The organism is Streptomyces tirandamycinicus (assembly GCF_003097515.1).
GTDB lineage: Bacteria > Actinomycetota > Actinomycetes > Streptomycetales > Streptomycetaceae > Streptomyces > Streptomyces tirandamycinicus.
The window spans coordinates 3,630,621-3,655,500 of the sequence record NZ_CP029188.1; the positions used below are offsets into that span (position 1 = coordinate 3,630,621).

Annotated in this window: 27 protein-coding genes and 2 pseudogenes; 15 read left to right on the forward strand and 14 right to left on the reverse strand. The window is 67.2% G+C overall.

The features are described 5' to 3' along the window. Nucleotides 1-19: 19 nt before the first annotated feature. From DDW44_RS16005 to DDW44_RS16020, 4 genes are all read right to left on the reverse strand, one after another. Complete coding sequence (locus DDW44_RS16005; RefSeq protein WP_146207023.1) at nucleotides 20-1,435, reverse strand: PASTA domain-containing protein; 1,416 nt, start codon at nucleotides 1,433-1,435, stop codon at nucleotides 20-22. A gap of 820 nt (nucleotides 1,436-2,255) precedes the next feature. Then, the gene (locus tag DDW44_RS16010; protein WP_108906866.1) at nucleotides 2,256-2,876 is read right to left on the reverse strand and encodes a GNAT family N-acetyltransferase; all 621 of its coding nucleotides are present in this window, start codon (nucleotides 2,874-2,876) and stop codon (nucleotides 2,256-2,258) included. A 315-nt stretch (nucleotides 2,877-3,191) separates the two neighbouring features. Beyond that, nucleotides 3,192-3,884 carry a class F sortase gene (locus DDW44_RS16015; protein ID WP_017947832.1) on the reverse strand — a complete coding sequence of 231 codons (693 nt, stop codon included), beginning with the start codon at nucleotides 3,882-3,884 and terminating at the stop codon, nucleotides 3,192-3,194. A 65-nt stretch (nucleotides 3,885-3,949) separates the two neighbouring features. Beyond that, nucleotides 3,950-4,444, reverse strand: coding sequence for a hypothetical protein (locus DDW44_RS16020; protein ID WP_018891945.1), 495 nt, complete (start codon nucleotides 4,442-4,444; stop codon nucleotides 3,950-3,952). A gap of 836 nt (nucleotides 4,445-5,280) precedes the next feature. Between DDW44_RS16020 and DDW44_RS16030 the strand changes: the two genes are divergently transcribed. Beyond that, the gene (locus DDW44_RS16030) at nucleotides 5,281-5,724 is read left to right on the forward strand and encodes a hypothetical protein (RefSeq protein ID WP_244224049.1); all 444 of its coding nucleotides are present in this window, start codon (nucleotides 5,281-5,283) and stop codon (nucleotides 5,722-5,724) included. Between the two features lie 393 nt (nucleotides 5,725-6,117). On the opposite strand, the gene DDW44_RS16035 is transcribed toward DDW44_RS16030, so the two are convergent. Continuing rightward, on the reverse strand, nucleotides 6,118-6,597 hold the full coding sequence (locus tag DDW44_RS16035) for an HIT family protein (RefSeq protein ID WP_108906869.1): 480 nt from the start codon (nucleotides 6,595-6,597) through the stop codon (nucleotides 6,118-6,120). A gap of 828 nt (nucleotides 6,598-7,425) precedes the next feature. On the opposite strand from DDW44_RS16035, the gene DDW44_RS16045 reads away from it, so the two are divergent. Next, complete coding sequence (locus DDW44_RS16045; RefSeq protein WP_244224050.1) at nucleotides 7,426-7,803, forward strand: DUF5958 family protein; 378 nt, start codon at nucleotides 7,426-7,428, stop codon at nucleotides 7,801-7,803. A gap of 176 nt (nucleotides 7,804-7,979) precedes the next feature. Here DDW44_RS16045 and DDW44_RS16050 read toward each other — a convergent pair whose 3' ends face one another. From DDW44_RS16050 to DDW44_RS16065, 4 genes are all read right to left on the reverse strand, one after another. Next, nucleotides 7,980-9,578: a restriction endonuclease gene (locus tag DDW44_RS16050; RefSeq protein ID WP_108906871.1), complete on the reverse strand. Its 1,599-nt coding sequence runs from the start codon at nucleotides 9,576-9,578 to the stop codon at nucleotides 7,980-7,982. 489 nt (nucleotides 9,579-10,067) lie between these two features. Next, a complete protein-coding gene (locus DDW44_RS32410) occupies nucleotides 10,068-10,385 on the reverse strand; it encodes a hypothetical protein (RefSeq protein ID WP_208647965.1) in 318 nt (105 codons plus the stop codon). Between the two features lie 188 nt (nucleotides 10,386-10,573). Beyond that, nucleotides 10,574-11,116, reverse strand: a complete 543-nt coding sequence (locus DDW44_RS16060) for a GIY-YIG nuclease family protein (protein WP_108908852.1) — start codon at nucleotides 11,114-11,116, stop codon at nucleotides 10,574-10,576. Between the two features lie 113 nt (nucleotides 11,117-11,229). Next, a protein-coding gene (locus DDW44_RS16065) for an IS5 family transposase (RefSeq protein WP_108906482.1) occupies nucleotides 11,230-12,038 on the reverse strand; the annotation gives its coding sequence in 2 pieces (ribosomal slippage) (nucleotides 11,230-11,688 and nucleotides 11,691-12,038; 807 coding nt in all). Between the two features lie 528 nt (nucleotides 12,039-12,566). Here DDW44_RS16065 and DDW44_RS16070 point away from each other — a divergent pair. Next, nucleotides 12,567-12,965 (forward strand): hypothetical protein, encoded by a 399-nt coding sequence (locus DDW44_RS16070; protein WP_146207024.1) that lies wholly within the window; start codon nucleotides 12,567-12,569, stop codon nucleotides 12,963-12,965. Nucleotides 12,966-13,383: 418 nt separating this feature from the next. Then, nucleotides 13,384-13,569 (forward strand): hypothetical protein, encoded by a 186-nt coding sequence (locus DDW44_RS16075; RefSeq protein ID WP_108906873.1) that lies wholly within the window; start codon nucleotides 13,384-13,386, stop codon nucleotides 13,567-13,569. Here DDW44_RS16075 and DDW44_RS32415 read toward each other — a convergent pair. The 3 genes and pseudogenes from DDW44_RS32415 to DDW44_RS16085 form a co-directional block, all read right to left on the reverse strand. Further along, nucleotides 13,553-14,146, reverse strand: coding sequence for a hypothetical protein (locus DDW44_RS32415; RefSeq protein WP_208647966.1), 594 nt, complete (start codon nucleotides 14,144-14,146; stop codon nucleotides 13,553-13,555). The genes DDW44_RS16075 and DDW44_RS32415 overlap by 17 nt on opposite strands. 261 nt (nucleotides 14,147-14,407) lie before the next feature. After that, complete coding sequence (locus DDW44_RS31690; RefSeq protein WP_146207025.1) at nucleotides 14,408-15,034, reverse strand: hypothetical protein; 627 nt, start codon at nucleotides 15,032-15,034, stop codon at nucleotides 14,408-14,410. Between the two features lie 66 nt (nucleotides 15,035-15,100). Further along, nucleotides 15,101-15,872, reverse strand: a pseudogene (locus DDW44_RS16085) (transposase). 364 nt (nucleotides 15,873-16,236) lie between these two features. On the opposite strand from DDW44_RS16085, the gene DDW44_RS16090 reads away from it, so the two are divergent. Further along, complete coding sequence (locus tag DDW44_RS16090) at nucleotides 16,237-16,713, forward strand: hypothetical protein (RefSeq protein WP_146207026.1); 477 nt, start codon at nucleotides 16,237-16,239, stop codon at nucleotides 16,711-16,713. Between the two features lie 77 nt (nucleotides 16,714-16,790). Here DDW44_RS16090 and DDW44_RS16095 read toward each other — a convergent pair whose 3' ends face one another. Continuing rightward, nucleotides 16,791-16,970, reverse strand: coding sequence for a hypothetical protein (locus DDW44_RS16095; RefSeq protein WP_108906876.1), 180 nt, complete (start codon nucleotides 16,968-16,970; stop codon nucleotides 16,791-16,793). Nucleotides 16,971-17,337: 367 nt separating this feature from the next. Here DDW44_RS16095 and DDW44_RS31695 point away from each other — a divergent pair, with 367 nt between their 5' ends. Next, nucleotides 17,338-17,913, forward strand: a complete 576-nt coding sequence (locus tag DDW44_RS31695) for a hypothetical protein (RefSeq protein ID WP_146207027.1) — start codon at nucleotides 17,338-17,340, stop codon at nucleotides 17,911-17,913. A gap of 328 nt (nucleotides 17,914-18,241) precedes the next feature. Here the strand turns inward: DDW44_RS31695 and DDW44_RS16100 are convergent, their stop codons facing one another. After that, nucleotides 18,242-19,339, reverse strand: a complete 1,098-nt coding sequence (locus DDW44_RS16100; protein ID WP_108906877.1) for a DUF1152 domain-containing protein — start codon at nucleotides 19,337-19,339, stop codon at nucleotides 18,242-18,244. 80 nt (nucleotides 19,340-19,419) lie between these two features. Here DDW44_RS16100 and DDW44_RS16105 point away from each other — a divergent pair, with 80 nt between their 5' ends. The 9 genes and pseudogenes from DDW44_RS16105 to DDW44_RS16145 all read left to right on the forward strand — a co-directional run bounded on the left by DDW44_RS16105 (nucleotide 19,420) and on the right by DDW44_RS16145 (nucleotide 24,873). Continuing rightward, nucleotides 19,420-20,160: a GntR family transcriptional regulator gene (locus tag DDW44_RS16105; RefSeq protein WP_017949982.1), complete on the forward strand. Its 741-nt coding sequence runs from the start codon at nucleotides 19,420-19,422 to the stop codon at nucleotides 20,158-20,160. Between the two features lie 278 nt (nucleotides 20,161-20,438). Continuing rightward, nucleotides 20,439-20,876, forward strand: a complete 438-nt coding sequence (locus tag DDW44_RS16110; protein ID WP_108906878.1) for an ATP-binding protein — start codon at nucleotides 20,439-20,441, stop codon at nucleotides 20,874-20,876. Nucleotides 20,877-20,965: 89 nt separating this feature from the next. Further along, nucleotides 20,966-21,694 carry a GntR family transcriptional regulator gene (locus tag DDW44_RS16115; RefSeq protein WP_108906879.1) on the forward strand — a complete coding sequence of 243 codons (729 nt, stop codon included), beginning with the start codon at nucleotides 20,966-20,968 and terminating at the stop codon, nucleotides 21,692-21,694. Between the two features lie 126 nt (nucleotides 21,695-21,820). After that, nucleotides 21,821-22,171 carry an SCO3933 family regulatory protein gene (locus tag DDW44_RS16120; RefSeq protein ID WP_017949979.1) on the forward strand — a complete coding sequence of 117 codons (351 nt, stop codon included), beginning with the start codon at nucleotides 21,821-21,823 and terminating at the stop codon, nucleotides 22,169-22,171. Nucleotides 22,172-22,176: 5 nt separating this feature from the next. Further along, nucleotides 22,177-23,550, forward strand: a complete 1,374-nt coding sequence (locus DDW44_RS16125) for an FtsK/SpoIIIE domain-containing protein (protein ID WP_108906880.1) — start codon at nucleotides 22,177-22,179, stop codon at nucleotides 23,548-23,550. A gap of 88 nt (nucleotides 23,551-23,638) precedes the next feature. Beyond that, nucleotides 23,639-24,267, forward strand: a pseudogene (locus tag DDW44_RS16130) (DUF2637 domain-containing protein). Between the two features lie 18 nt (nucleotides 24,268-24,285). Continuing rightward, nucleotides 24,286-24,480 (forward strand): RING finger protein, encoded by a 195-nt coding sequence (locus DDW44_RS16135; RefSeq protein WP_108906881.1) that lies wholly within the window; start codon nucleotides 24,286-24,288, stop codon nucleotides 24,478-24,480. After that, nucleotides 24,477-24,668 (forward strand): mobile element transfer protein, encoded by a 192-nt coding sequence (locus tag DDW44_RS16140; RefSeq protein ID WP_108906882.1) that lies wholly within the window; start codon nucleotides 24,477-24,479, stop codon nucleotides 24,666-24,668. The genes DDW44_RS16135 and DDW44_RS16140 overlap by 4 nt, the downstream gene beginning before the upstream one ends. Before the next feature lie 10 nt (nucleotides 24,669-24,678). Next, nucleotides 24,679-24,873, forward strand: coding sequence for a hypothetical protein (locus tag DDW44_RS16145; protein ID WP_108906883.1), 195 nt, complete (start codon nucleotides 24,679-24,681; stop codon nucleotides 24,871-24,873). Nucleotides 24,874-24,880: the final 7 nt, after the last annotated feature.

The following is a 24,880-nucleotide window of genomic DNA, read 5'->3' on the forward strand; positions in this document are numbered from 1 at the left end:
CCCGTTCGGACCGGGCGGCTCAGGCCACCACCAGCGTCATGACCGTCAGCGGCTCCACTGGGGTACCGGGGGCCGGCGACTGCGAGGTGATCCGCGAGCCCGGACGGCTGGCGTCGCCCCGGACATCGGGGGTCACACCGCTGCGGAGCACGGTGAAGAAGAAGTTGCCCAGCTCCCTGCGGTCGAGCCCGAGCGCGTCCAGCCGGGGCCCCAGAAAGTTCAGGCAGTGGTCGACACCCTCCAGGTTGATGCAGGCCAGCAGGTCGATGACCGGTTCAGCCATCTGGCCGACGAGATTCGGCATCGTGTTGGGCGCCGCCGGCGGCGGGGTGACCGGAGGGAGGATCTCCTTCTGCTTCGGCATGTTGGCCGGCAGTCCGGTGAGCCGGAAGTCCGCCTTCCCGTGGATGTCCCGCATGAACACCTCGGGGTCGCGCGCCTCCTTCAGGTTCTCGATGGCGAAGGACGCGGCCTCCTCGATCACGTCGAGGTCGCCGGCGAGCGCCGCCCGCAGGGCCTGGAGGTCCGGCCCGTCCGGCACGAACTCGAACTCGTCGGTGTGCCGGATATCGAGGATGTAGTCGACCAGGTTGAGCATGTCGATGCTCTGCGACCGCAGCTTCGCGCAGCGGATCAGCACCCGGCGCTGTTTCTCGATGTCGGCGATGTTGGGCGGGGTCGGCCCCAGTGCGATCACGTAAGGTGCCAGCGTCACCGTGTACGACCGCGGCTCGGCGCGCACGCTCGCGGTCCACTCGTCCATCGCCTTGTAGAGCTGGTTCACCAGCTCCACCGGGTCTCCGCTGCGCGGCTGGGTGGTGAAGGTGCCGCCGTCGTGGAGGATGAACGCCTCGGCCCGCGCCTCCGCGTTGCGCATCGCCTCCGAGATGCGGATCCGCACCTCGGCCGAGACCGTCACCCCGTAACTTCCCTCCAGTGCGGCGTTGAGCGACATCTTGGACTGCACGCTCTTGGTGTCGATCCGTACGACCCCGAAGAACCGGCCGCCCGTGCCGATACCGCGCACGAAGTACTCGCCGAACTGCTCCTCCAGCGGCTTCCCCCGCTCCACCAGCTTCGCCGCCGCCTCCGACAGCACCGGCGAGTCCATCTGTTCGAAGGCGAAGGTTCGCGAGTTCGACACCATCACGGTGAGGGAGCTCGACTGGACCCGGCACCGCTTGGAGAAGTCGAGTGAGGCGGAGCCGCTGAAGAGGCCGATGCCTGCCGAGACATCCGCTCCCACGCCGAGTTCCGACTCCAGATCCTGTGTCGTCTCGATGCGCCGGAAGGTGAAGGAGCCGCTCTCGCCGCCGCCGACCTGCGGCGGGGTCACCGTACCTGTTGCACCGAGGGCCATGGGGCTGCCGCTCGCCATCGACACCCCGATGCCGATGTCGTATCCGTCGCGCATCGGAACCGTTTCCTGCTTCATCACCACGGCGAATCCTCCGTCCGGCTGTGGGGTCCGGCGGGCCTGGGAGAGCTGTCGGGCCGGCGGTTCGCGGGCCCGTCCGGCCCGCCGGTCTGCTCTCGGCCCGGCCGGGACGGCAGCCAGGGGCCCGGGCTGACACACCGGTGCGGCGGCTGTCGAGGGTGGCCCGGAGAATGACGGCCCCGTCCCGCGTCCCGCGGGGTCCGGACCGTGGCCACCCCCCCCGAATCCGAGCCGGGCGCCGCGCCCCACCGACCCGTGCTGCATAGGCCGACCGGACCCTCCGGCGACTCCGGTGGCCGTCGGCCGCCGGGGCGGGACTCCGGCTTCCATTGTCCACCCGGGTGCCGAAAGTCGCATGTCAGAGCGGCAGTTGCCCCGGGCGCCCAAGTGTCGGCGACCATGGATCCGCGTGCATCGTGAGCAGGGCAGGGAGTCGGGTGAACCGCCAGGTAGCGACGACACGACAAGCCGTCACTCAGCCCGGGCCGGGCGGTTCGGTCTCCTCGCGCGTCTTTTCGTCGAGACGGCGGGAGTACGGCGGTCCGCCCGTGTCCGGCGGTCCGGCGGGGCCCGGGCGGCCCCCTCCCGCAGCCGGCGTCTTCTGCGTCGCCACGGCGCTCGCCGCGGTCGGCAACGCGTCCGTCACCGTACACCGGCCACCTGGTCCGGAATCAAGGTATGGGGGGCGGACCGGGTACGGAGCGGCGGCTGCGCTTGTGGTCGTGTACGGACACCGATGTCGAGCGCGCTCGTCGGCGTGCCGGCGTAGATGCCGCCGCCCACTGCGGCGCCCTCCGCCGTCGAAGGACGCGTCCCATCACACGACGGTGGCGCTGCGCCGTTCGAGAAGGACCACATCCCGCCACAAGCCGTGGTGAAGACCGATGCGCTCACGGGTGCCGATCACCCGGAAGCCCATCCTCCGGTGGAGGGCGAGGCTGGCCTCGTTCTCGGGGAAGACGCCGGACTGGATCGTCCAGATGCCCGCGGCCTCGGTCGAGGCGATGAGCCGGGCCAGCAGCGCGCGGGCCACGCCCCGGCCGCGGGCGGCGGGATGGACGTACACCGAGTGCTCGACGACTCCGGCGTATGCGCAGCGGTCGGAGACGGCCGACACCGCGACCCAGCCGAGCACTCGGGCGTCGCGGTCGCCGGCGACCCCCACGGCGCCGGCGGCGCTCGGGATGTCGTCGCTCGGGACGTCGGCGACTCCCGCGGTGGCGGCAGCGCCGGCGGTCCCGGCGTCCGCCCGGTGCGCGGCCGGCGCCGCAGCGAAGTCGCCCAGAGCGACGAACCGATGCTCCGTCAGTCTGGCCGCGTCGAACTCGGCCCAGGTGGGAGCGCGGGTCTCGAAGGTGGCGTCGCCCTCTTCGATGCCCAGCCGGTAGACGGCGAGCACCTGCTCCGCATGCGCGGCTGTCATCGGAACGACGTTCACGGCCGCATCCCCTCCCACAAGTCCCACAAGTCCCACAAGTCCCACGGATCCCGCACATTCCTCGGGTCCCTCGGGTCCCGCACATTCCTCGGGTCCCTCGGGTCCCGCACATTCCTCAGGTTCCTCAGGACCCTCACGTCCTCTGATCGTGTGAGTCCCCGAGTCCCTTGGAGTCCCTGAGTCTCCGCAGCGTACGGACACCATCATGCGGCCGGGTCCCGGGCTCCCGTGGAAGGGGTGCCCGAGCAGCAGCAGGAGGGTCGAAAGGCGGCGGCATACGCCCGTGCCTCGGCGGGAGAGGGAGGCTCGGCGAGGCTAGGCGATCCGCTTGAGCGTCGCATAGACGACGAGATTGCCGAGGTAGCCCGTCCTCTTGGTGTAGCCCCCGCCGCACGTGATCACCCGCAACTGGGGAACGGTGGCGCCGGCGTACACCTTGTGGCTGGGGAAGGAGTGCTTCGCATACACCTCGACGGCGTCCACGGAGAAGTGCGCTGTGCGCCCGTCGAGCCGGGTGACCTGGATCGCACTGCCCTTGGTGAGTGCTCCGAGCCGGTAGAAGACGGCGCGGCCGGTGGGGGTGTCGACATGGCCGGCCACGACGGCCGCACCGACCTCACCCGGCGCGGGTCCCCTGGAGTACCAGCCCGCGAGCTGCGCCTTGTCGACCGGAGGCACCTCCAGCACGCCGTTCTTGCCCAGTGCGAGGTTCATCAACGGGGTGTCCACCCCGATGGCCGGGATACGCAGCCGCACCGGCACGGAACGCGACCGGGTACCCGGTGCCGCCTTGGCCGTCCTTCCGGGGCTCGGGGCGGCGAGAAGGGCCGGGACTGCCGGCCGGTGGGAGAGCGTCGCACCCGGCGACGGCGCGGTGAAGGCCTGGGCGGCGGACGGCTGGGGAGCCGTCTCGCCGCGCAGCCCGTGAACCAGCAGGCCGATGCCGACCAGCAGCATGACGCCGAAGATCCTGCTCGACGTGAAGAGGGAGGAGTACCTGCGTCCCATAGCGGTCCGGGCTCCGGTCTCGATTACGGAGTTGGCGGGTCCCGTTGGCTGGTGCCGGGGGACGCTCAGGCCGCCGAACCGCTGCCGTGCCGGCGCCGCAGGGTGAGGAGACCGCCTGCCGTCGCGGTGAGGACGAGTGCGGCTCCGATGGCCAACTCCGTGCCGTTCATCCCGCCGCCGCCGCCGAACCCACCGCTCACCGCGCCGTTCGGGCGGCCGGCGACCTCGAATTCGGAGTTGACGCGCACTCCGGGAGGACACTTGACCGTGATGTCGTACGTACCCTCCTTGGCGTTGTCGGGAACGGTGAACGTGCCCTCCAGCTCCCCCGCGCGGCCGCTCTCGACCAGGTTGATCTGACCCCCGATCTCCGCCTGCCCCTTGGCGTAGGTCGCCGCCGGGTCGCAGACCCCCTCCGTACTGACGGTGATGGTCGAGCCGGGGTAACCCACCTCGGGACTGACCGTGACCTCGGACCCTTCGGCGACTGCCGCGGGAGCCGAAGTGCCGAGTGCGGCCAAGGCCAGGGCACTGCCGGCGAGAAGACGTGCGGTACGCATTTTCACCACCCTCCGAGTGGCGCGGGCCAGGACTCGGTGTCCCGACGATGACGCCGCGCTTCAGGGGGAAAGGCAACCAGCTCTTGTGATCAAACGACCGCAGCGAAATGACCCGGCGATTCCGCGCCGATTTCGTGTCGCGGCATTCCCACAGGTCGCGGCGGCCGCAATACGCTCAAGGGCGGAATCTCGAAACGGCCCGGCGAACGGGTGGCGACACGCGGGTCGCCCGCACCACCGGGCGTGTCGCGTCGGCCTGCCGGGGCGACCGAGGACCGGCCGAGGCCGTTTCCGGCCCGGCGGGCGACCGGCAGATGACGGGTCCGGAACACCGTGATCGCCGATCCCCGGGTGACGGTCTCGGGCGTGCAGAAGGCGGGCCTGGACCGTTGCCCCTCGGCGGAGGGAGGGGCACGGTCCAGGCCCACCAGGACACGCAGAACGTCTCCGACGCGCCCGAGGCGGACGACGGTCCGGTCTCCTCCGCGCCGCCTGCGACGCGGACCGGGGAGGAGTGCGGCGACCGGGCGGTCACCCTGGCGTACGAGGACGTGGGCACGGTTCCGCATGACGCTTTCCGGACTCTCCGACATGTGATCGTCATGCCGCGAGGGGCGTGCTGATGTTGCCGGAACCGGGTCGACGTATATTCACTGCCGTATCCGCTGTGGATCACGTGGCCGGGCTTCCCGGCCACCGTCGTGCCGACGGCGTCGGCGACGCCTTCGGCGTTGGTGGTCGGCCGTGCCGCAGCCGGCAACCTCGCGGCCGGCGAGGTCCAGCCGGAGCCGGGGCGCAGCCGGCCCTCGGCGGAGGCAGGCAGGCGATACCGACTGGTGGAGAACGTGGTTCGCTTCGCGGGGTTCTTTCGGCAGCTCGAGCCGGATGGTCTTGCCGTGTTCGGTGACGACATATCGGCGGCTGTTGCGGCCGGTCCCAACTACCGGGTCCAGGACGCCGTCCGCTACCTGCGGTCAGGACATCCCGTTCTGGACGTCGCGGACTCCTCTCCGGACATCGTCGACGGCAGTTCCCGTGTGACGGGAGCCTCGTCCGTTCTCACCGATGGCGATTGGGTGTGGCGCTGGGATCTCGCTCACTATGTGGAGCGGCACAACGTGGCGCTGCCCGAACCTCTTGCCGCACAGATGCGGGCGTGCTCCTATCGAGTGCCGGCCGTTCCCCACGAGGAACTTGTGGCCATCAGCCATGTGGTCAACGAATCCCTCGGGTTCAAGCCCAGTACCGGCTCGGGTCCCCGTATTCGACGGGCCGAGTGACACGCGAAGCCGCTGAGAGCTGAGGCCTCCCGCGGAGTGTCGCCATGCGAGGACAGGGCCGGAATCGGCTCGCCGGCGATACCTCGGGCGAGCAACAGGCCTATCGCCCCTCTCGGCGGTGGACAGACCCATCGACGCGGCCGACTCCGCCGCGCCTGCCACCGGGTGGTCAATCGTCCGTGGCATCCCAGCCGATGGAGGGCGCCGAAGAACGGACGCCGAGGGAGCTCGGACAGCCCGTCACGATCGCGCCCTGCTCGCCACCCAGGAAGCCGCCCGCCCCACGATCACCAACCGCGTCACCGACATCGCCCCGCTCAGACGCCTCCAGTGAGCTTCGGCTGACCGTCACCGCCGGGCCCGCCGACCTGACCATCGGCAGGCCGACAATACTCAGGCCGCCGAGCGCAGTTGCTCCAGTTCGCCGCTGATCGCATCCCGCAGCACGTCATGCTGCGGACCGAGCATGAACCGCTCGTCGCTCCACCGCTCACGCGGATAGAGCCACACCGGAGCACCCACCACATCGGTCGGCTCCCACTCGAACCGCGGCCAGACATGCGCATGCAAGTACGGGTCCGTGTTCCCCAGGATCTCCAGGTTGACCCGCCGGAAAGCCGGGTCCAGCCGCCGACAGACACGCTCGACCGCTTCGCCGAGCTGGTCCATGTCGGACAGGAACGACAGCCGCTTCGCCCTCGGCAGGTCCGACAGCCGCTGCACATCCGGCTCGTCCACGAGCAGGACCGAGTAGCCAGGCAGGAACTGCACGTCCCCGATCACCGCGAACCCCGACGTCAGCCGTCGCAGCACAGTCGGGTTCTCACCCCTCAGCGCAGTCCCGATCCGGTCCCTCCGCCAGTCACCAGTCATGGCCGAAACCTACATTCTGGTGATCAAGGACCGCTCTTCGATCCCCATCCTCCTCACACAGTTCAAAGAACATGCAAGTGAGGCGAGGAGCGACCCCGGCCGTTTTCGAAGATCCCCATCAGCACGGGCTGCGCCATACGCACAAGACCCCCATGAGAGAAAGAGAAGCGGGGACCCCGCCGAAGCTCATGAACGCATGGGCCACGAGGACGGTTCCGTCCAGTCCCGCTATGACCACATCACGTCCCGGATGGCGGTCGACGCTGATGATCGGGCTCACCGGGATGTGGGAGGAAGCGTTGGACGCACGCCGGGCGATGTGCCACGGCTCGCCCGCGGCGGCCCTCGACGCGCAGCTGAAGGCTCGTCGGGTAGGCACTGGTTTGGAGGCGAATTCCAAGATCTCCTCCAGGATTTCCCCCAGAGAGGCCTTTGACAAGCAAGTCAGGCCCCACGCTCATCCCTCAGCGTCGGGCCTAACCTGCTGTTTCGGCTGTCGGGGTGGCGGGATTTGAACCCACGACCTCTTCGTCCCGAAGCAACTTGGGTGGGGGTGCTGCCTTGGGCTGATCTGGCTCTCACCTGGAGCAACGGTCCACAGGCGTCCGCGGTTGTCCGCCGCTGTTCGTCTGCGTTGTCACGCAGTTAGACACGCACTGGGGATACGGACCTCCCGAAGACGCACTGCGCCGTTTCGACGAGGGGCCTGCTGCTTGCGTCAGATGGCTGTGTCATCAGGGTGTGGGAAACCGTGCTGCCCACGGGTCGCCGTCCGCGTACCGTCGGTCTGGACCGTGGGGGTGGAAGTCTGTGTTGTACGCACACGAGGTGATCCTGAACGAACTCGCTCAGGGACTCAGACCTGTGGATGAGGGCGTTGAGTGGTTCCAGGGCCTCTCGGAGGGTGACCAACGTAAGGTCCTGCACGCACTGGTGCTGTTCTGCGGGCAGGCCCGCGCCTGCGAAAAGGACGTGCCAGAGAGCATCGCGCGTTCCGGCATCCGCCCTACTCACACGCCGGCGGTGATGCTCACGAAGTGGCGCTTCGGAATGGAAGCACTTCCGGCCTGCGAACTAATCAAGTCCTTCCGCCTACTCGTCGCCCTCTTCAGCATCGCCGACACACGCAGGCGGACGCTGCACTGCGCCAGCGGATGTGGTCACGCGTGGCACAACCTGCCGGATCCGCCACGCGCCGCAACCTGATATGTCTTCTTGCCCTGGGTCTTGCCGGGGATCTTGGTTAGCTGGGTTTTGCTGGTCAGGGGCGGTGGAATCGTGCGCCTGGTGGTCGTCGTTGGTCGTCCTTGGCCACTGATGAGCGGCCTCGGACGGCCCAGAGACGGCCCAGCTCCTCGGTCTGGGTGGGCGGCCCGCCAGCCTCAGCGCGAGGGGCGCCTCTTCGGGGGAACCGGGCCCGGGATCACATCCTTGCCCAGGTGTTCCTTGATCAGGTACTTGAGTTCCGGCCCTTCGATGAGCTGGAGCCGGCCATGTTGGCGGGCAAAGTCGTGGCTGGCCCTACCGAACCACGATGTGGTGATCAGGACCCCCTTGGCGGCCCGCTTGTGCTCGACCACTCCGGCGAGCGCCTGGACGGACTCAACGCTGACGAGCTTGCTGTAGCGCTTCGCCTGAATGATGCACTCGCCGTTGAAGACGGGGTCTTTGCTGACGGCCACCGCGTCAACGCCCTCGTCTTTGGATGCCTGGGTGTTCCAGGCCTCCATGCCGATCGCCTCGAACAGTTGGCGAATCAGGTGCTCGAACTCGGTGGGCGTCAGCTTCACCAGCACGGGCCTGCTGTCGAGGCCAGCGACTACATCCATGCTGTCCATGAGCCGGTACTTCGACAGGTCGAACTCGACTATGGGGCGAATCGGTTCGAGATCGTAGGGGTTGGGCGACACCAGAGCGTTAAGCCCCCTGAGGCATTGCGCTGGATCAACCTGACTGAGACGGAGCTTCCCGAACTGCTCCCTGCTGGCACTGAGCGTCACCAGACAGGGTGAGACCTCCTGACCGGTAGCCCGGTCGATGGTTTTCACATGGCCGTTCAGGATCACGCCATTGACGACCCGGTCCGGATCGCTCGTCAGGACTTCGTGCACTGTCCTTAGAGCGACTTGGGCCAGGACGGAGGCGTAGATCTCCTTGCGCTCCCTTTCGGGACGAGGCAGCACGGTCGTCTCGTCTCGGTTCTTCACGTACCGGTAGCCCCGCGCGGTGGGAACGATCGACTCAGGCGGCAAGTGGATCTCAACGAGTACGTCACCGGTGGCAGGGCGAAAGGCGATTCGATGCTCGTGGGGGAAGCCCACTGGGTACACCGATGCGTCCAGAACAGCCCCTAGATGAGCCTCGACCGCCGCGGGATCCCCGGCTCTGTACGCCTCGCGCTCCTCATCCAACTTCGTGTTAAAGGTCGCCACCTCGTCAAGGGCTTGCGCTTCGGCCTGGCGGTGCTCGGCACGCTTCCGCTCCAGCGTTGCCAGCCGCTTCTCCTCGGCTCGCCTGTGGCGCTCTTGTGCCTCGCTGAACCGCACACGCGCCTCGGCAACCTCAGCTTCATAGCGCTTCCTGCCAAGACCCAGGACAGCAGTCAGACCGCCGGGTTCCGATGGTGCGAACTCCTCCCAGCGCGGGGAAGGCTCCGGACGAGACCAAGGACGCTCGTCTAGCGCTCTCGGCGTGTGAGTCCTCCGCCGGCGCTCAAACGTCGTGGGCGGATCGCCAACCAACGCGTCACGGAGCAACTGCCCAAGCTGCTCGACCTCGTGCTCGACTCCGATCGTGCGAACCCGCGCCTGCTCGGCCTGCTGCTCCTGATAGGCAGTCTTCCGCTCTCGTTCCTGCCGCTTGCTGGCCGTCACAGCGGCCTTGCGTTCCCGCTCCGATTGTCGCGCCCGTTGCTCCTGGGCACGTCGTAACGCCTGCTGCTGCTGATAGTCGTTGCCTCGGCCGCTGTCCCGTTGCGCCACCTGTCCATCCCTCCCCTGGCCCTATTCCGCCACAGGGCTGCATTCCCTTTCCACCTCGCAGAATCACGCAGGGCAGGGACGTCCCCTCACCCGACCGCACGGTGCATCGTGGACTCAAGCGGTCTGCACCTCACCCCACGACAGTCAGCCACGACGGTGGGTTTGCCGACCGACCAGGCGCGCGTGGGCCTCGCCGCACCCCCTGCCCTCAGCCACGCTGTCGAGGTGTCGTCGACCAGAGGAAGCGAAGAAGGCCGGCCCGTGAGCACACTGCCTGAGCCATCAGCTTGGGAATCACCGCGTTTAGGGGCCTCGGCTGCGGCCTGGCCAGCGTGAACGGGCGCAAGTGCTAAACCGGGGGCTCTTCCTGGCGCGCGCTGTTGTCCGTGGTTTACCGACCGGTCGGGCACGGATCGGGCACGAGCGGTGAGCATCGCTTCGGAAGTTCGATTGCTGCTTTGGGATGGCCTAGGGATGGCCCCGAGACGATCATTCGACAGATGTCGTCCACTCGTCGAGCCTGATCTTCACCTGGTGGTTGTGCTCGACGTGCCAGATCACCTCACCCTCGACGCGGGCCCCGACAGTAGGCAGCTCCATTCCATGCGGCATCGCCGTGATCTCGGCCAGCGCTACGGCGTTCGGGGAACGGTCAAGGCGAACGAAGACACCGAAGGGCTGCCGCCCGATGACCTCTCCAGCGATGCGGGCGCCTACGGGCAGAGCCGCGACAGTCGTCGCCCAGCTCCGCAGAACCGCGTCCGCTGTCGGCACTTCAGGGCCCGTGGGCCACACGTACTCGTCCATAGGTAGATCATGACTGTCCGATACCGCGATTGCTGCCTTGTAAGCCTTGCGTCGATCACGAGCTGGTTTCGGCTGGTCAAGCGACGTACAACGGCACCGGGTCTGTCCTGTCCGTCAGGACCCTGCCGCACCCCGATTGACCGTGGTTGACCGGTCGATCTGGCACGGATCTGGCACGACGCCTCCGACTACGAGGTGATGGGCAACTCCCGAGCGCGTGCGCGGGCATCAGACCTGATCTTGCTGAGGGTGGCGTGGAATCCGTTGTGCCGGTTCTGATCCAGATTCAGCGGCACGTCGAGCTTTGCTATCAGATCCGACTCCATGGTCCAGGGCTCCTCGTGCTCCAGCCAGCACACTTGCGCGTGCTCTGCCATCCACTCCGTGAGGGAGGCTTCTCCGGCACGGCCGAACGTCATTCGACCACCGCTGCCAACACGACGCAGCTCCAACCCGAGGAGGCAGCCCAGGGTCAGTCGTAGCGTCGAGCCAGCAGCGTTGCCCCGGAAGTGGTACCGCACCCTCTTCCGCAGGTTCTGAGTACTTGGCCGGTTGGACATGTGCCGCGGAGCGATACCGACGTAGAGCAGCTGTCCGGCAACCAGACCCGGAGCCGGGGCCTCGTCAAAGTGCCAGCCGTAGACGCCGGCAGCGGCAGGAACCGGGCACGGACGCGTCAACACTTCGGCCGCTGACCACAACCGCGTTGGACTGCTGAGAGCAAAGTCCACTGACGCCTCCCCCAAAGCCGATCTCCTGTGGGCAGGCTACATCCCTGTACAGACACCTCAAAAGCATCGAGGCGTCCCTGCTTCCGCCACCAGCCGGGCCCTTAGACGTTGTTTCAGTTGGTGAGTCGGCGGTAGCTGATGAGGGCTGCGGCTATGCCGACGAAGGCCAGGAAGTGCTCGGCCTTGCGCTCGTAACGGCGGTGCAGACGTCGGCATCCGGCCAGCCAGGAGACCGTCCTCTCGACGACCCAGCGGTGTCGGCCGAGCCGCGTGGACGACTCGATGCCCTTGCGGGCGATGCGGTGGCGGATGCGACGCTTACGAAGCCATTTCCGCAGGTGGTCGTAGTCGTAGCCCTTGTCGGCGTGGAGCTTGGCCGGACGTCGGCGGCGCGGGCCGCGGCGGGAGCGGATGGGCGGGATCCCGCGCACGAGCGGCTCCAGGCCGAGGCTGTCGTGCATGTTGGCGCCGGAGATGCCCAGCGACAGCGGCACGCCGTTTCGGTCGGTGATCAGGTGTATTTTCGATCCCGGCTTGCCGCGGTCGGTCGGATTCGGTCCGGTCAGTGGCCCCCTTTTGCCGCCCGGACGCTGACGGAGTCGATCGCGCACCGCGACCAATCCAGCTCGCCCCGGGCGCCGAGTTCGTCGAGGATGACGCGGTGCAGCCTGGCCCAGACCCGGTCCCGGCTCCACTGGGTGAAGCGGCGGTAGACGGTGGGCCAGGCCGGCCCGAACACTGGTGGCAGCTGCCGCCAGGTGCAGCCCGAGGTGGCCACGAAGATGATCGCCGCCAGGCACTCGCGGTCACCGGCCCTCCGTTTGCCGCCGCCCTGGGGGCGTATGACCTCTGTCGGCGGCACCACCCGCCGAAACAGCGTCCACAGCTCGTCCGGTACCAACCGCTCCACCAGATCCGTCATGCACGGCTCAACGAGCGATCACGCCATCAGAAACGGCCTCTTAGAAGGCGCACTGACGGTTTGCCCTCGCGAGGCATCTGAGCTGCACAGCCGTGCCGGCTACCGAGTGCTCGCCGAAGAGTCTCGACACGTATTCGACAGGGCACCCAGACCATGTCGACGTCCTCGGGCATGCGAACGAACCTGCCTGTCCTGACAGTGCTACATGCAAGACTGTCTCCCTGCTTCATCATTGGGGGACCGATGGACGAGACAGGCCGAGTAGTCGTTGCCGCTGGGCGTCTGGCACTCAAACCGCGAGGCCCTCGGTGGGCCCATGCCTCACTGTGTGTCCTGGACGCTGTCTTCTCTATAAACGCCCACTACGAACGACACACCGTCCCAACCTGCTACCGCTACGCGGCCTGGTGCGGCATTTCAGTTCCGCTGTCAGGTAGCGCGCAGCTCCCCGTCCCCGACGAGCAACCGCTTCAGGACTTCGTTACACACATCCAGACCCACGGCGAAGCAGCCTTCTCTTCCGAGGTCTTGGAGAACAAGCAGCGAACACGGGCAAACCGCGATGCTCCACTGAAGGCGGAGGCTGCCCGTCAGTACGCCGAGATCCTGGTATCTCACGGCATCGCAACCCTTGACGATGCCAACGCGCTACTCGCTGACGTGGACAAGCTGAACGCCGTTGAGCGTAACCTCGCGGGGGTTGCTGGCCATGGCTCCGGCGCACGTCTCGCCTACCTGTGGATGCTCTTGGGAGACGACAGCCGCATCAAGCCGGACCGTATGGTTCTCCGATGGCTGCAATCAGTGCTGCAGCGCACGGTGACCACGGCCGAAGCGATCGCACTCATCGCTGAGGCTGCGGCACGCCTGGGGTGTACACCGTGGGAACTGGACCACGCGATCTGGGAAAGCCAACGGAACACCTGACCTCAGCGAGTACGTGGGCATCTCTGTGAGGTCCCCACTCGCAGCCATTCGCACCCGGCTCCGGAGGCCCCGTGCGTCTCGCATTAGTCCTGTTCAGGGGCGGGCGATGACTTTTGCGCGCCGCCGCCGTGCACGAATAGGCCGCGAGTCGAAGAGGCGGCTACTCCGGCAGGATTTCTTCCGGGCGCCGGTTCGTAACTGCGGTCTCTCGCACAGGCCGGTCTGCTTACGCTAAGTGAGGAGTCGTGACACTTGTGCCATCAGACCGGCTCCAGGCCCGTCGTGTCCCAGGCGGAGGCTTGACGCACTGCCGCAAGCGTTCGGGTGCACCCATCTTGGCGTATTGAAGCCCAGCCTCTAGCGTCATTGTCAGAGGCGCCTGCTTCACTTGGTCTCCGAACACCACGAGGGAGCACCCATGACGACCATGATCCGCACGACGCATGCGGAGCTCGAAGCTCAACGGGAACGCCTGCTCGCAGAGGTGCATATGACCTTCGAAGAGCTTCGTGATCGCGTCGAGAGCTACAGCCTGAGCAGCGACGAGCTCGACGTCTGGCACACCATTGAGGGCATCGACTACCTTCTCAACGGTGACTGCTGAGGAAGCTACGCTCGATGGCAAGGCGGCTGAGTTCGCCGACACGCTGACAGACCTTACGCGGGGAGTTCTCGGTCAAGACTCCCCGCGTTTCTCTGCCCTGAACGTCGGCAATCGCATCAGAGTTGCACCTCTGGCTGCGGACGGCCGAAGCAAGCGTATCCCCATCAAGATCGATGGAGTGAGGTGCCTCAACCTGCACGTTCAGCACTTCTGCTGCTGGGATGGCCCGAACATGTACCTCGCTGCCGATCGTGCTGACGTGCACGTCTTCTTCGAAGGCGTACAAGATCCGCTGCTGCGCTTCGAGTACCTGCGGCACTCGAAGAACCCCCCAGGGGCTCACCTCCAGGTGCACGCTCACCGAGACGAGATGGCCTACCTTCTTCGCTTGGCCGAAAGGAAGAAGGGCAGGCCAGCGGCGATGATGCGCAAGGGGAAGCTGCCCCGCCTGTCGGAGATGCATCTGCCCGTTGGCGGCCATCGGCTCAGGCCAGCGCTCGAAGACGTGCTGCTGCTGCTCGTCCGTGAGTTCGCCATCGATGTCGAGGATGACTGGGAAGCGGTCCTTGATCGGCACCTTCGGAAGTGGCGGATACTCCAACTCAAGTCAGCGGTTCGTGACGCTCACGAGTCCGCAGCAGAGACGCTGCGAGAGTTGGGCTATTCGGTCGAGCCACCCAAGGAGATGGAGCCTCAGCGGGTGGAGTCTCGGCTCTACTGGCCCTGACCTTCCCGGGGATGTCGGTGGCCGGCGCCACGGTGGGTCCAACTACTCTCCACCACCCGAGAGCAACGGTGTCTTCTGATCCGTAGCTCTAGCCGGATCGGTCAGTGACGTTCATACCGTTCGCTCCGTGGCCCCCGGGGGCGCTACTGGCCGTGGACGGTTGCTGTGACTCGCCTGAAGCCGGGCCACCTCCACCTCAAGGTTGGAGGAGATCTTTTTCAGCACGTGCGGCGCGTAGGTAATGACATCGTCGAACGTAGAGTCGATAGATACCGGCTCACCGCGACCGCCGTGATACTTGTTTAGGTGATTCGCGATTACTCGGCGATCTTCAACTGGTAGAGCTCGAAAAGGATCGCGTGCCTGGTGGTCGTGGGCATTCGAGAGATGAATGAACCTGCATCCAAAATCGTACACATTCCGAGCCCAGCCGTGCAGACTCTCCGCGTGGTCGACCATGTCGCGATCTGAGACGATCTTCAACTTTCCGTTGGCGGTCGCGATTCTCCAACGCTCGCCGGAGACAGACGATGCGACGAGCTGTGCGCGGACTGAGATTGGCTGCGCGAGCAGATAGATGACCCGGATCATCGAATCAAGCTCCTGCCGCAGAATGCCAACGGCGGTGGACCGCCAGCCACACTGCGCCGCGACAGACATGACCTCTTGGTGCTCGCGTGACCGCTCGCGGATCTGCCTGCAGAAGACGTCGAGATCTTGATCGGATGCTGTGTCCACGGCGAGATACTAAGCGTTGTCCCGTAAATGATCTACGGTGTGTTCGCTGACCTGCTTGTTCCTTCGTCACTCGGCGAGGGTGAAGTTGTGCAGGCGGGCGATGCCGAGCATGGCGTGGTGGACGCCGTCGCCTCTGAGGCGGCAGTCGCGGAGGATCTTCCAGGTCTTCATCCGGGCGAAGGCGTGCTCGACGCGGGCACGGACTTTGCGGTGCGAGGTGTTGTGTTCCTCTTTCCATGCCTCGAGTTCGCTCTGGCCGGGTTCGCGGCGGTGCGGGATGATCAGGCCGGTGCCCCGGTAGCCCGCCGTCCGCGATGACTGTGGTCTTGCCGACGGCGGCCTTCGCGCCGGACATCTCCCACGCCTTGCAGTCGTTGCGGTTGCCGGGCAGCGGGCGGCCGACCGCGACGACCAGCCGGGTGTCCGCGTCGATGACGACCTGGTGGTTGGTGGAGTACCGGTAGTTCTTCGACTGTTCGGCAATGCTGTGGTCGCGGGTGGGGACCAGGGTGCCGTCGACGATCAGCACGGCGTCCTTGCGGAACCGTTTGCGTTGCTGGAGGGCGAGCGATGGCCCGAGGTGGTCGATGATGCGGTCGGCCGCGGACTTCGACACCCCGAAGAGCGGCGCCAGTTGCCGCAGGGTCAGGTTCGTCCGCCAGTAGGCGGCGACCAGCAGCACGCGATCCTCCAGCGGCAGACTCCACGGCCGGCCCTTGCGCACCGGATCTGCACCCTCGCGCCGGAGCGCGGTGATCAGCTTGCTGAACTGACGCGGGCTCAACCCGCTGAACGGGGCTATCCAGGAGGGCTGCGACGCCGTGATCACACCAGACACGGCAAGATCATCTCACCCCTGACCAGCAGTTACGGGACAGGTCTTAGTCCGTGAACGGACTGCGTCGCTCTTCAACAGCCGGGCCACCCCGGGCGATTGGATCGACTCTTCCTCGTGCCCTCAACGGCTTGCAGTATTGCTGGCAACAGACCCCCTCGATGCGAACTACGGGCGGGGCGGTCGCTGAGGTCTGCTGGGCTGGCCGCTCGGCTCCGCGGGTGCGTTGGAGGTTAGCTACGTCACTGTGGTTGCTGTACTCCACTGCTGTACAGAAGAGTCGCTGCCCACCGCCCTCGTCGCTCGACTCCCGTCCTGGGGCAGGTCGCCTTAGACTCCACGTCAGACATCATCCGTGGGGGGGACCATGGCCACCGAGGTCCAGGCGCCGGTGCCGAGCAGGCCACGACGACGGCTCATGATCGGAGGCGTCATCCTGACCGCTGCCCTGTTCACCGGACAGACCGTGGTGATCATTGCTCAGCAACAGCAGATCGCAGACTTGCAGACTCGAGTCGGCGAACCTGGGCCCCAAGGCCCGCCGGGACCACAGGGACTTCCTGGTCCCCGCGGTCTGACGGGTCCGGCTGGGAAGGACGGTAAGGACGGACGTGCCGCGCCCCCCGATGTCGATCCGGCGACCGATGAGCTCAGCAACGGTCGCACGCTACAGATGACGCAGCTCGAAGCGCGGGCTTACTGCACTGAACTCGCCGGTAAGGCGTGGCCCGAGTCGAAGAGCGGAGATCCGACGCTGGACGAGCTGACCGGCTCGTACACCGCGACGCAGCGCGAGAAGGCCTTCAAGCAGTGCATGACAGATGAGGGCTGGCCCCAGCCGTAGCCGGGTTCGCTTAGAACGCAGACATCTGCTTTGTAAGCCTGGCGCCGACCTCAACGCGGTCCTACCAGGTCAGCAGGCTACTTGTCTCCCCAAGCCCTGCCCTGCTGCTCCCGCTGCGCCTCCTCGTCCGCGCGCGCCTTCCTCTCCGCCATCTCTTGCGCGTGCTTGTCCGCAGCCTCCTGTTCTTCCTGGGCCCTCCGGGCGGCTTCCTCCTGTGCATGCTTCTGAGCGTTGAAGATTTCCTGGGGATCCGACATGACGGACTCCTTTCACCTCTTCCCTAAAGGCTCCATCATCTAGGCATAAGAGGTCAATTGATCACAGAATGATTGAAGCGTCACCCAGCTCTAGGGTTCTGTCTGCTGCCCAGGAGCCGAACAAGTGACGTGGGGCCCTCCTGCCCTGGGGCCTCCCCGGCGACCAACGTTGTGACCTGCGGCTTAGCCGTCGATGGGTGTCAACGTTGGTCGCCCCTAGCTGCCCTAGGACGGCCTGATCACGGCCAAAGGGCTGCGCCAGGATCGTGCCGTCCACCCTTGTGGGGCATGCCAGGGAATCGGCGATCCGCGATTATCTGCGCCGGATCGGCAAAATCACGTACTCGGTGGTGGTGTCCTAGCAAGAATGATCAATATGGATGCAGGGTGGGCGGCAGTACTGGGAGCGACTGTCGGCGCAATGGGTACGGGAGGAGCCGCAGTCACTGCGGCGTTGCTGGCGCGCTCTCAAGTGCGCATACAGGTCCGGGCAGAGCATCAGCGAGCACTGCGTGATCCAAGGAAGAGCGCGTACGTCACGTTCGCGGAGCTCTGGAAGAGCAGGCATGACCTCGTGGCCCGGGCTTGGATAGAACTCTGTTTGGCGGCCGACAATCCAGGGTCCTCAGAGTTTGCGAACATGATCGAAATGGTTTCCCAGCTCCGTGAAGAGGCGTTGGCGGCGTCAGTATCCCTTGATCATGCTCAAGCTGTTGTATACGTCGAAGGTCCGAGAGACGTCACTTCCGCCTCGATCGAGGCTACCGGCGCGCTGCTAGACCTGCTGGCTGCCTTGCACGAGGCATTTGTGGCTGTCCAGAACGGTGAGACTTTGGCTGATCGGACGACTGCTTACGAGGAAGCAAGCTCCGCAGCGAATGCGAAGTATCTCAGCTTCCTTTACGCGGCCTCCGACGCTCTTGGTGGTGACGTGCTGCAGTGAGCAGTGCGAGGTCGGCGTAGCGGCTTTGGGCTGGAGCTGCCATGGGGCGAGAGATCGGGGGCCCGTAAGCTTCCCGCGACTCGGGCAGTCTCTGGACCTGCCCGCTAAAGCCCGATGTGGGCCCCCGGTCTTCGAGGCTCGCCCCATGGTGGCTGCGTAAAGCCGCGGAGCCGACCGCCCCAGCCACGTGCCGGCCGTCTTCTCTATGTCTGCTCGCGCCGCGCGCGTCCGGCGGCCGGGCGGAGCGGGGCGGAGACAGGAGCGTCGCCCGGCGCCAAGCCGGGCGCGCGGCGAGCGGAGCGAGCCCTTGAACCCGTGAAGAAGATTGTTACTCAGCGGCTATGGGGATGAGCCACAGTGGCGCGTCGTACTGTTCCGGCCGGCTGTTGATGAGGAGTCGTCGTAGGTCGTCGCGCTGGGAGCCGCTGAGGTTCAGGGCCTCGGTGATACGGCGGAACGTCGTGTGGGTGATGCTGCGGGCGCGGGCTTCGGCCTCGAACTGGTCGAGCTGGGGCCAGATTGCGGACGGGTCCAGAGCCGCGGGCTGCTGATCTTTCAGCCACAGGGCCTTGTTGCGTTCGTAGTCGATTTCCGAGTAGCCGCAGATTTCCCGGCTGTAGGCCTCGGCCTCGTCCAGGTGCTCGGTCGCCATGATGGCTCGGGCCAACTGGTTACGGCTGACGGCGTCGTCCAGGTCGACCTCGTGCACCGTGGGGCTGTCGTCCGTGAGCGGTACGGGGAGCCCCGCGTCCCGGATCTCGCAGATGCCTCGCGCACCCCTGGCCGTCGCCGCGAGGACCCCGGTCGCTTCAGACGGGTGCCACTCCAGAACCGGGCTGATCGTCTCCGCTTCGCTGGCAGTGAAGGTGTGGACGACGGAGCCCAGCATGTCGCTAAGATCGGCCGGCAGAAGCTCGCCGTCCAAGCCTGGCCCCGCGACCAGCAGTCGGACGGGCGCGTTCACCTGGCAGCAGGCTGCCAGGGCGAGGGCGTCGGCGAGTGGGCTCCTCAGTGTCGGCTCGTCGCCGCGAGCGAGGATGTCGCCGCCCACGTCCAGAAGATCGATCGACTCGGGCTCCAAGTGGCTCACCAGATCCTCAAGTTGATGGGTGAGTCCCTCGGCTCCCTGGTAGGGGTCGAGCAGCGCGAAGGTGTGGGGGAGATCCGCCGCCAGTCGAGGGAGAGTGGAACCTGCTGGTGCGATCGGCCGGGCCTGCGCCGGCACTCTCCACACGGCCGGGGTGAGGCGCTCCAGGCCGGTGAAGTCGGCGGGGCGCCGCGGACCTGGTAGCGGGTCGATCAGGAGGCGATCCCATGCGTACGTGACGATCACCGCTTGGTCCTGGTCGCCGTAGAGGGCGGCGTGGAGCATGGCGGCGGCGACTGCGTCGCCCCCTCCTCCTGCTGCGACGATCAACCGCGTCATGCGATCAGACTACGGGTTCGCGGGTTGGCCACTCACCCTATAGTGGCCAAAGGCCATAGCCACTTGGACAAGGAGGGGAGATGCCTCAGATCGAAGAGGCTCAACCGAAGTATCTCCAGATCGCTCACCACATCCGTGATCAGATCCTTCGGGGCGACCTGCGGCCGGGTGACGAGGTCCCTTCGGAACGGCAGCTCGCTGCGGACTGGAAGGTGTCCCGGCCCACGGCCGCGCGGTCCCTGGAGGCGCTGAGTCATCAGGGACTGGTCGAGAAGCGTCAGGGCTCGGGGACGTACGTGCGCAGTCTCGAAGTGAACCGACGGGCGCGGGAGTTGTACGGGCGTGCCCGGCAGACCGGGAAGATCTACACGCCCGGCGAGTACGCGGTGATCACTTCCGCCGGCTGGCTGGAGGCTCCGGACCACGTCGCCGAGGCGCTGGGCCTGGTGAAGGATCGTCGAGCCGTGCACCGCCGGCGCGTGACGAACAACCAGGACGGCCCGATCACGTTGTCCACCTCGTGGTTCGCGCCGGACATCGGCCGGCGGGCGCCCAAGCTCACGGATCCCGAGCGGATCCAGGAAGGGACGCTGATGTACGTGGAGCGGATGACGGGGCGTCAAGGCAGCTATGCGGAGGATCGCATGTGCGCTCGGGGCGCCACCGACGAGGAGGCGGCCGACCTGCGGCTGGAGCCGGGATCCGCGGTCCTCATCGTCCATCACGTCGTCTTCGACCTCCAGGACCGCCCCCTGGAGTTCGCCGAAGCCACCTACCCGCCGCACCGCTGGGCCTTCGAGCAGGGCTACCCACTGACCTGACCCCTCGCCAATTGCGCCGAACCGCTTGCGTCTTCGAAGTGGCTAATGCCACTATCCAGAAAGTGGCTAAGGCCACTTGGAGGAGAAGGAGGCACGACGTGGTGAGTCGGCGGCCGGAGCCGGATGCGCGGTTAGCTTGCCGGGGGTGTCGGGGGCGTGGCTGGAAGCGCGTCGGCTCCCGGACGGTGCTGGCGCTCTCCACGGCCAATGACCGCGACCGTGCCATGTCGAAGCGGCGCTGCCTCGACTGCGACGGCAGCGGCAAGGAGTGAGCACACATGGCCTACACGATCGACCGCTACCCCTGCCAGGACTCGCCGCGGCTCGGCGCGATGACCCTGCATCCGGAACCCCAGTCGGTGCCCCGCGCCCGGCGCTGGTTCCGGAAGTTCATCGCTCCGTACAACCCGGCCTGCTCCGTCGACGACTGCACTCTGATGATCTCGGAGTTGGTGACCAACGCCATCCTGTACGGGCAGGCGGACGACCCCTGGCTGGTGCGGGTCGAGTGGTACCGCGAGGGAACCGCGCTCCGCGTCGACGTGCACAACCCGGGCTTCCCCGTGAACGTGCGGGTGCGGCACCCCGAAGCGAACGACGCTCACGGGCGGGGGCTGCTCCTGGTCGACTCCATCGCCGACTCCTGGCGCTCCGGTCCCAGCCGGCACGGCGGCACGGTCGTCTCCTTCGTGGTCGCCGATGCCTGGCCGGCGTAACGGGACGGTCCACCCCTTCTACTGCCGGTGTGAAAGTGTCGCTAGGCTGGTTGACCAGTTGACTTGGCCAATCTCGACAGGCGGCGCTCGTGACCTATGAAGTGGAGCCACCGAAGTACCTGCGCCTTGCGCAGACGCTTCAGCGTCGCATCGAAGACGGCACGTACGCGCCCGGCACCCGAGTGCCCAGCGAGAACCAGCTGGTGCAGACGTTCGGAATGTCCCGTCCGACCGTCGTCCGGGCCCTGGAGCTCCTGAAGCGGGACGGCTGGCTGGAGTCCCGGCAGGGATACGGGACGACCGTCCGGGGCCGCCCGGAAGTCGTCGAGCAGAAGGACCGGCGGGGGCGTGGGGCGCTTGAGCGCGACGAGTCGCACGCCGCGGGCCGCCTGATCGAAGTCGGGCATGTGCCTGTCCCACCGCGAGTCGCCTCGGCGCTCGGCCTGCCGAAGAGGACCGAGGTCCTCCTGCGCCGCTTCCTGGTGGAAGAGGACGGCGAGGCGGTGGAACTGGTCTCGTCGTACTTCCCCGCCGACCTGGCGGAAGGCACTGAGCTGGGGTCCGGCGAACCCCTGGGCGAGAGTGCGCGCGAACACCTCGAAGCCCGGAAGAAGATCCGCTTCGACCATGTCGTCGAGCGTGTGTCCGCTCGGCTGCCCGACGCGGGTGAGGCCGTCGTACTGGATCTGCCGGACGGTGTTCCCGTGCTGAGCGTGCTGGTCGTGGCGTGCGACGCGTCGGGCCGGTCGTTGCAGGTCTCAGAGCTTCTGCTGCCGGCTGACCGGCAGGAACTCGAAGACACGTACCGCCTGAACTGACCCCGGTCGAGAGCGAGTTGCCGGCGATTGCGACTTGACAAGTCAACCTGTCATCCCTAGCTTCGAACTTGCTAAGTCAACCTGTCAGGTAGATGGGTTGATGGACTCTCAGAAGGAGCAATCCCTGTGCGTGTGATCCGTGTTGATGCCTCGACCGCCACCATCCTGCTCACCGAGGCTCCGGCGCCGAAGGTGCGTGACCGGCAGACCGGTGAGATCGCCAAGGACGCGGTGTCCGGTGAGGTGCTGATGACCGTCGGCGTCGTCTACATCGACGAGGGCGAGTCGTCGCTGATCCAGGTAGCGGTCCCGGAGAGCGGCGTGACCGAGGGCCTGACCGTCGGCGCCCCGGTGTCCCTTCCGGGCCTGGTGGCACGACCGTGGCAGAGCGTGTTCAACGGCCAGGAGCGCCACGGCATCGCCTACCGGGCGACCGCCGTCGCGCCGGGAGCCTTCCCCATGGCCGAAGCGGGCTGATCGCCGTGACGGACCTGGTGACGTGGGCCGAGCTGGGCGGTTCGCTCGCTGCGATAGGCGGCGCCGCCTACGTCCGGCACGTCTACCCGGCGGCGTACTGGTCCATGGTCGGGTTGCCGCTCGCGGTGGCCCGGCTGCTGGCCTCGTACTCCTCGACCATGGACGCCTGCGGCCTGACCGTCGAGCCGCCCCGGTGGCGGGCGCTGGCCGTCCGGGCGACCACCCGGCGTGAGGTCCGGCCGGTGCATCCGCGTCGGGGCGTCATCCGGCCCACGACGACCGGACTGCGTATGCGGCTGCGATTGGCTCCCGGCCAGGAGCCGGCGGACGTGGCGGCCTCCGCGGAACGCCTCCGGCACGCCTGGGGCGTCCACGCCGTGTATGTGCGGGACGTCAAGCCCGGGGTCGTCGAACTGCGGCTCGTCGGCTTCGACGTACTGCGGAAGGTACGGATGCCCCGTCGGCTCGACGGCGGCCCGCTGCAGATCCCGGTGGCGTTACGGGAGGACGCGACCGCGTTCGTACGCGACTACCGGACCGTGCCGCATGAGCTGGTCCTGGGCGCCACGCTCTCGGGCAAGTCCATGTACCTACGGAACCTGCTGACCGGTCTGGCTGCCCAGCCGGTGGTCCTGGTCGGGATCGACTGCAAGCGCGGGGTCGAACTGGCGCCCTTCGCGCCCCGGCTCTCCGCTCTGGCGACCGACCCGGATCAGGCGGCCGAACTGCTTCCCGCGCTGGTGAAGGAGATGGAAGACCGGTACGACCTGATCAAGGCCCGGCAGGGCATCGCACCCGGCACGCCCGAGGAGCTGATCACCTCGGACATCTGGGGCCTGCCGGAAGGCGAACGCCCGTCCCCGATCGCGCTGTTCATCGACGAGGTGGCCGAACTCTTTCTCGTCGCCACCAGAAAGGAGGAGGAACGGCGGGACGAGATGGTCACCCAGCTCATCCGGCTCGCCCAACTGGGCCGGGCCGCCGGAATCTACCTCGAAGTCTGCGGACAGCGCTTCGGCGCCGAGCTGGGCAAGGGCGCGACCATGCTCCGGGCACAGCTCACCGGCCGCGTCTGCCACCGCGTGAACGACGAAGCCTCCGCGAAGATGGCGCTCGGCGACATCGCCCCGGAAGCCGTCCTCGCGGCCTGCGCCATCGCACCCGAACTGCCCGGCCTCGCCGTCGTCGGCGACACCTCCGGCGGCTGGTCCCGCATCCGCACCTCCTATCTCTCGCTCGCCGACGCCGCGGCCATCTGCCGCGCCACGGCTGACCTCGCCCCCGACGTACCGGCGCTCGATCCCTTCCGCCCATACCTAGCGCCGATGCCGGTCGAGGCGTCCGGGCCCGCGGCCGCTCCTCGCCCGGTCACCGAATAGGCGCACCCGCCCATGGCCGGCACGGCCGTTCCGTGCCACACCCCTACCCCTCTACCCCTCCATGCCCAAAACCGGAAGGAGCTGTCCTGTGCGTGCCCTGCCCGTCCGTATCGACGCCGTACTCGTCCAGGCACTGATCGCCGCCGCGCTGTCCTTTGCCCACCTGCACGACCTGGCGCTGGCTGCGGGCAGGACGGCTGGAAGGCCTGGGCCTACCCGGTCTCCGTCGACCTGCTGCTGGTCGCGGCCTGGCGGCGGCTCCGCTCCGGTGAGGCGAAAGCGGCCGGGTGGTGCTGGTTCCTCGTCGCCCTGACCGCCTCGCTCGGCGCCAACGTCGCCACGGCCGGGCTGCTCGACCTCGGCGACGTACCCGACTGGCTGCGGATCCTCGTCGCGGGCTGGCCCGCGGTCGCCTTCCTGGGAGGGACGCTCCTCGCTCACGGAGCAACCGCAGATGCCCGAACGGACGAGCACGAGTCGGCCCCGGCGCCGGACGCGTCCGAAGAACCGATCCCGGTAGCCGAGTTGCCCGCCGCAGGGTCGACATCGGCTCCGCCCTCCACGCCCTCGGTGCCGCCGGCTCTCGTCACGCTCGCGCGCAAGATCGCCGACGAGCACCGCGCCCGGACCGGAACACCCATCGACACCTCGACCCTTCGCGCCCGGCTCGGCGTCCCGCTGCCCCTCGCCGAAGCCATCTCCACCCACCTGACCTGACCCGGAGGACATCCCCTCGTGCGCCCGTCCACGCTCCGCGCGCTCAAGCGCGCCGCAGAGCTGACCCGACAGAACCGCCTCACCGAAGCCGTGCTCATCGCCGAGCCCGTGATCCTCACCGCCGACAGCTACGAGGGCGACGAGATCTTGCGCTGGCTCGCCGACCACGTCACCGACTTCACCGGCGAAGACCCGAAGGAGACCCGCCGTTGACCACCATCCGCCGCTTCCGCCGCGTCGTCCGCATCGGACCCGTACAGGTCGCCACCTACTACGACGGCCGGGGCCGGGAGAAGCACACGGCCGCCTGCACGGCCCCGCGATGCGGCTTCGCCACGGTCTACGACAGCCGCGCCGCCGCCGAGCTGGCCGCCCGTACCCACCGCTGCGCCGTTCGCTGAAGGAGCTCCCGTGACCGTCTCGCTGCCGCTCGTCGTCGTCCTGGGCGTCATCGCCTGGGCCGCGATCAAGTTCCTCGGCGTCCGGCTCTGGATCGCCGTGGTGATCGCCCTGTTCGGCTTCTGGCTCTCCTACACCTTCCTCGCCCCCGCCATCGAGTCCGGCACCCGTACCGGTGTCGACGTCGTCAACGGCAACCACGAGTGACAAGGAG

Coding starts and splice junctions, on each gene's coding strand:
- DDW44_RS16005 (WP_146207023.1), bottom strand. CDS start 1,435: ATGAAGCAGGAAACGGTTCCGATGCGCGACGGATACGACATCGGCATC.
- DDW44_RS16015 (WP_017947832.1), bottom strand. CDS start 3,884: ATGGGACGCAGGTACTCCTCCCTCTTCACGTCGAGCAGGATCTTCGGC.
- DDW44_RS16020 (WP_018891945.1), bottom strand. CDS start 4,444: ATGCGTACCGCACGTCTTCTCGCCGGCAGTGCCCTGGCCTTGGCCGCA.
- DDW44_RS16035 (WP_108906869.1), bottom strand. CDS start 6,597: ATGACTGGTGACTGGCGGAGGGACCGGATCGGGACTGCGCTGAGGGGT.
- DDW44_RS32410 (WP_208647965.1), bottom strand. CDS start 10,385: ATGGACGAGTACGTGTGGCCCACGGGCCCTGAAGTGCCGACAGCGGAC.
- DDW44_RS16075 (WP_108906873.1), top strand. CDS start 13,384: ATGACGACCATGATCCGCACGACGCATGCGGAGCTCGAAGCTCAACGG.
- DDW44_RS16090 (WP_146207026.1), top strand. CDS start 16,237: ATGGCCACCGAGGTCCAGGCGCCGGTGCCGAGCAGGCCACGACGACGG.
- DDW44_RS16095 (WP_108906876.1), bottom strand. CDS start 16,970: ATGTCGGATCCCCAGGAAATCTTCAACGCTCAGAAGCATGCACAGGAG.
- DDW44_RS31695 (WP_146207027.1), top strand. CDS start 17,338: ATGATCAATATGGATGCAGGGTGGGCGGCAGTACTGGGAGCGACTGTC.
- DDW44_RS16100 (WP_108906877.1), bottom strand. CDS start 19,339: ATGACGCGGTTGATCGTCGCAGCAGGAGGAGGGGGCGACGCAGTCGCC.
- DDW44_RS16105 (WP_017949982.1), top strand. CDS start 19,420: ATGCCTCAGATCGAAGAGGCTCAACCGAAGTATCTCCAGATCGCTCAC.
- DDW44_RS16110 (WP_108906878.1), top strand. CDS start 20,439: ATGGCCTACACGATCGACCGCTACCCCTGCCAGGACTCGCCGCGGCTC.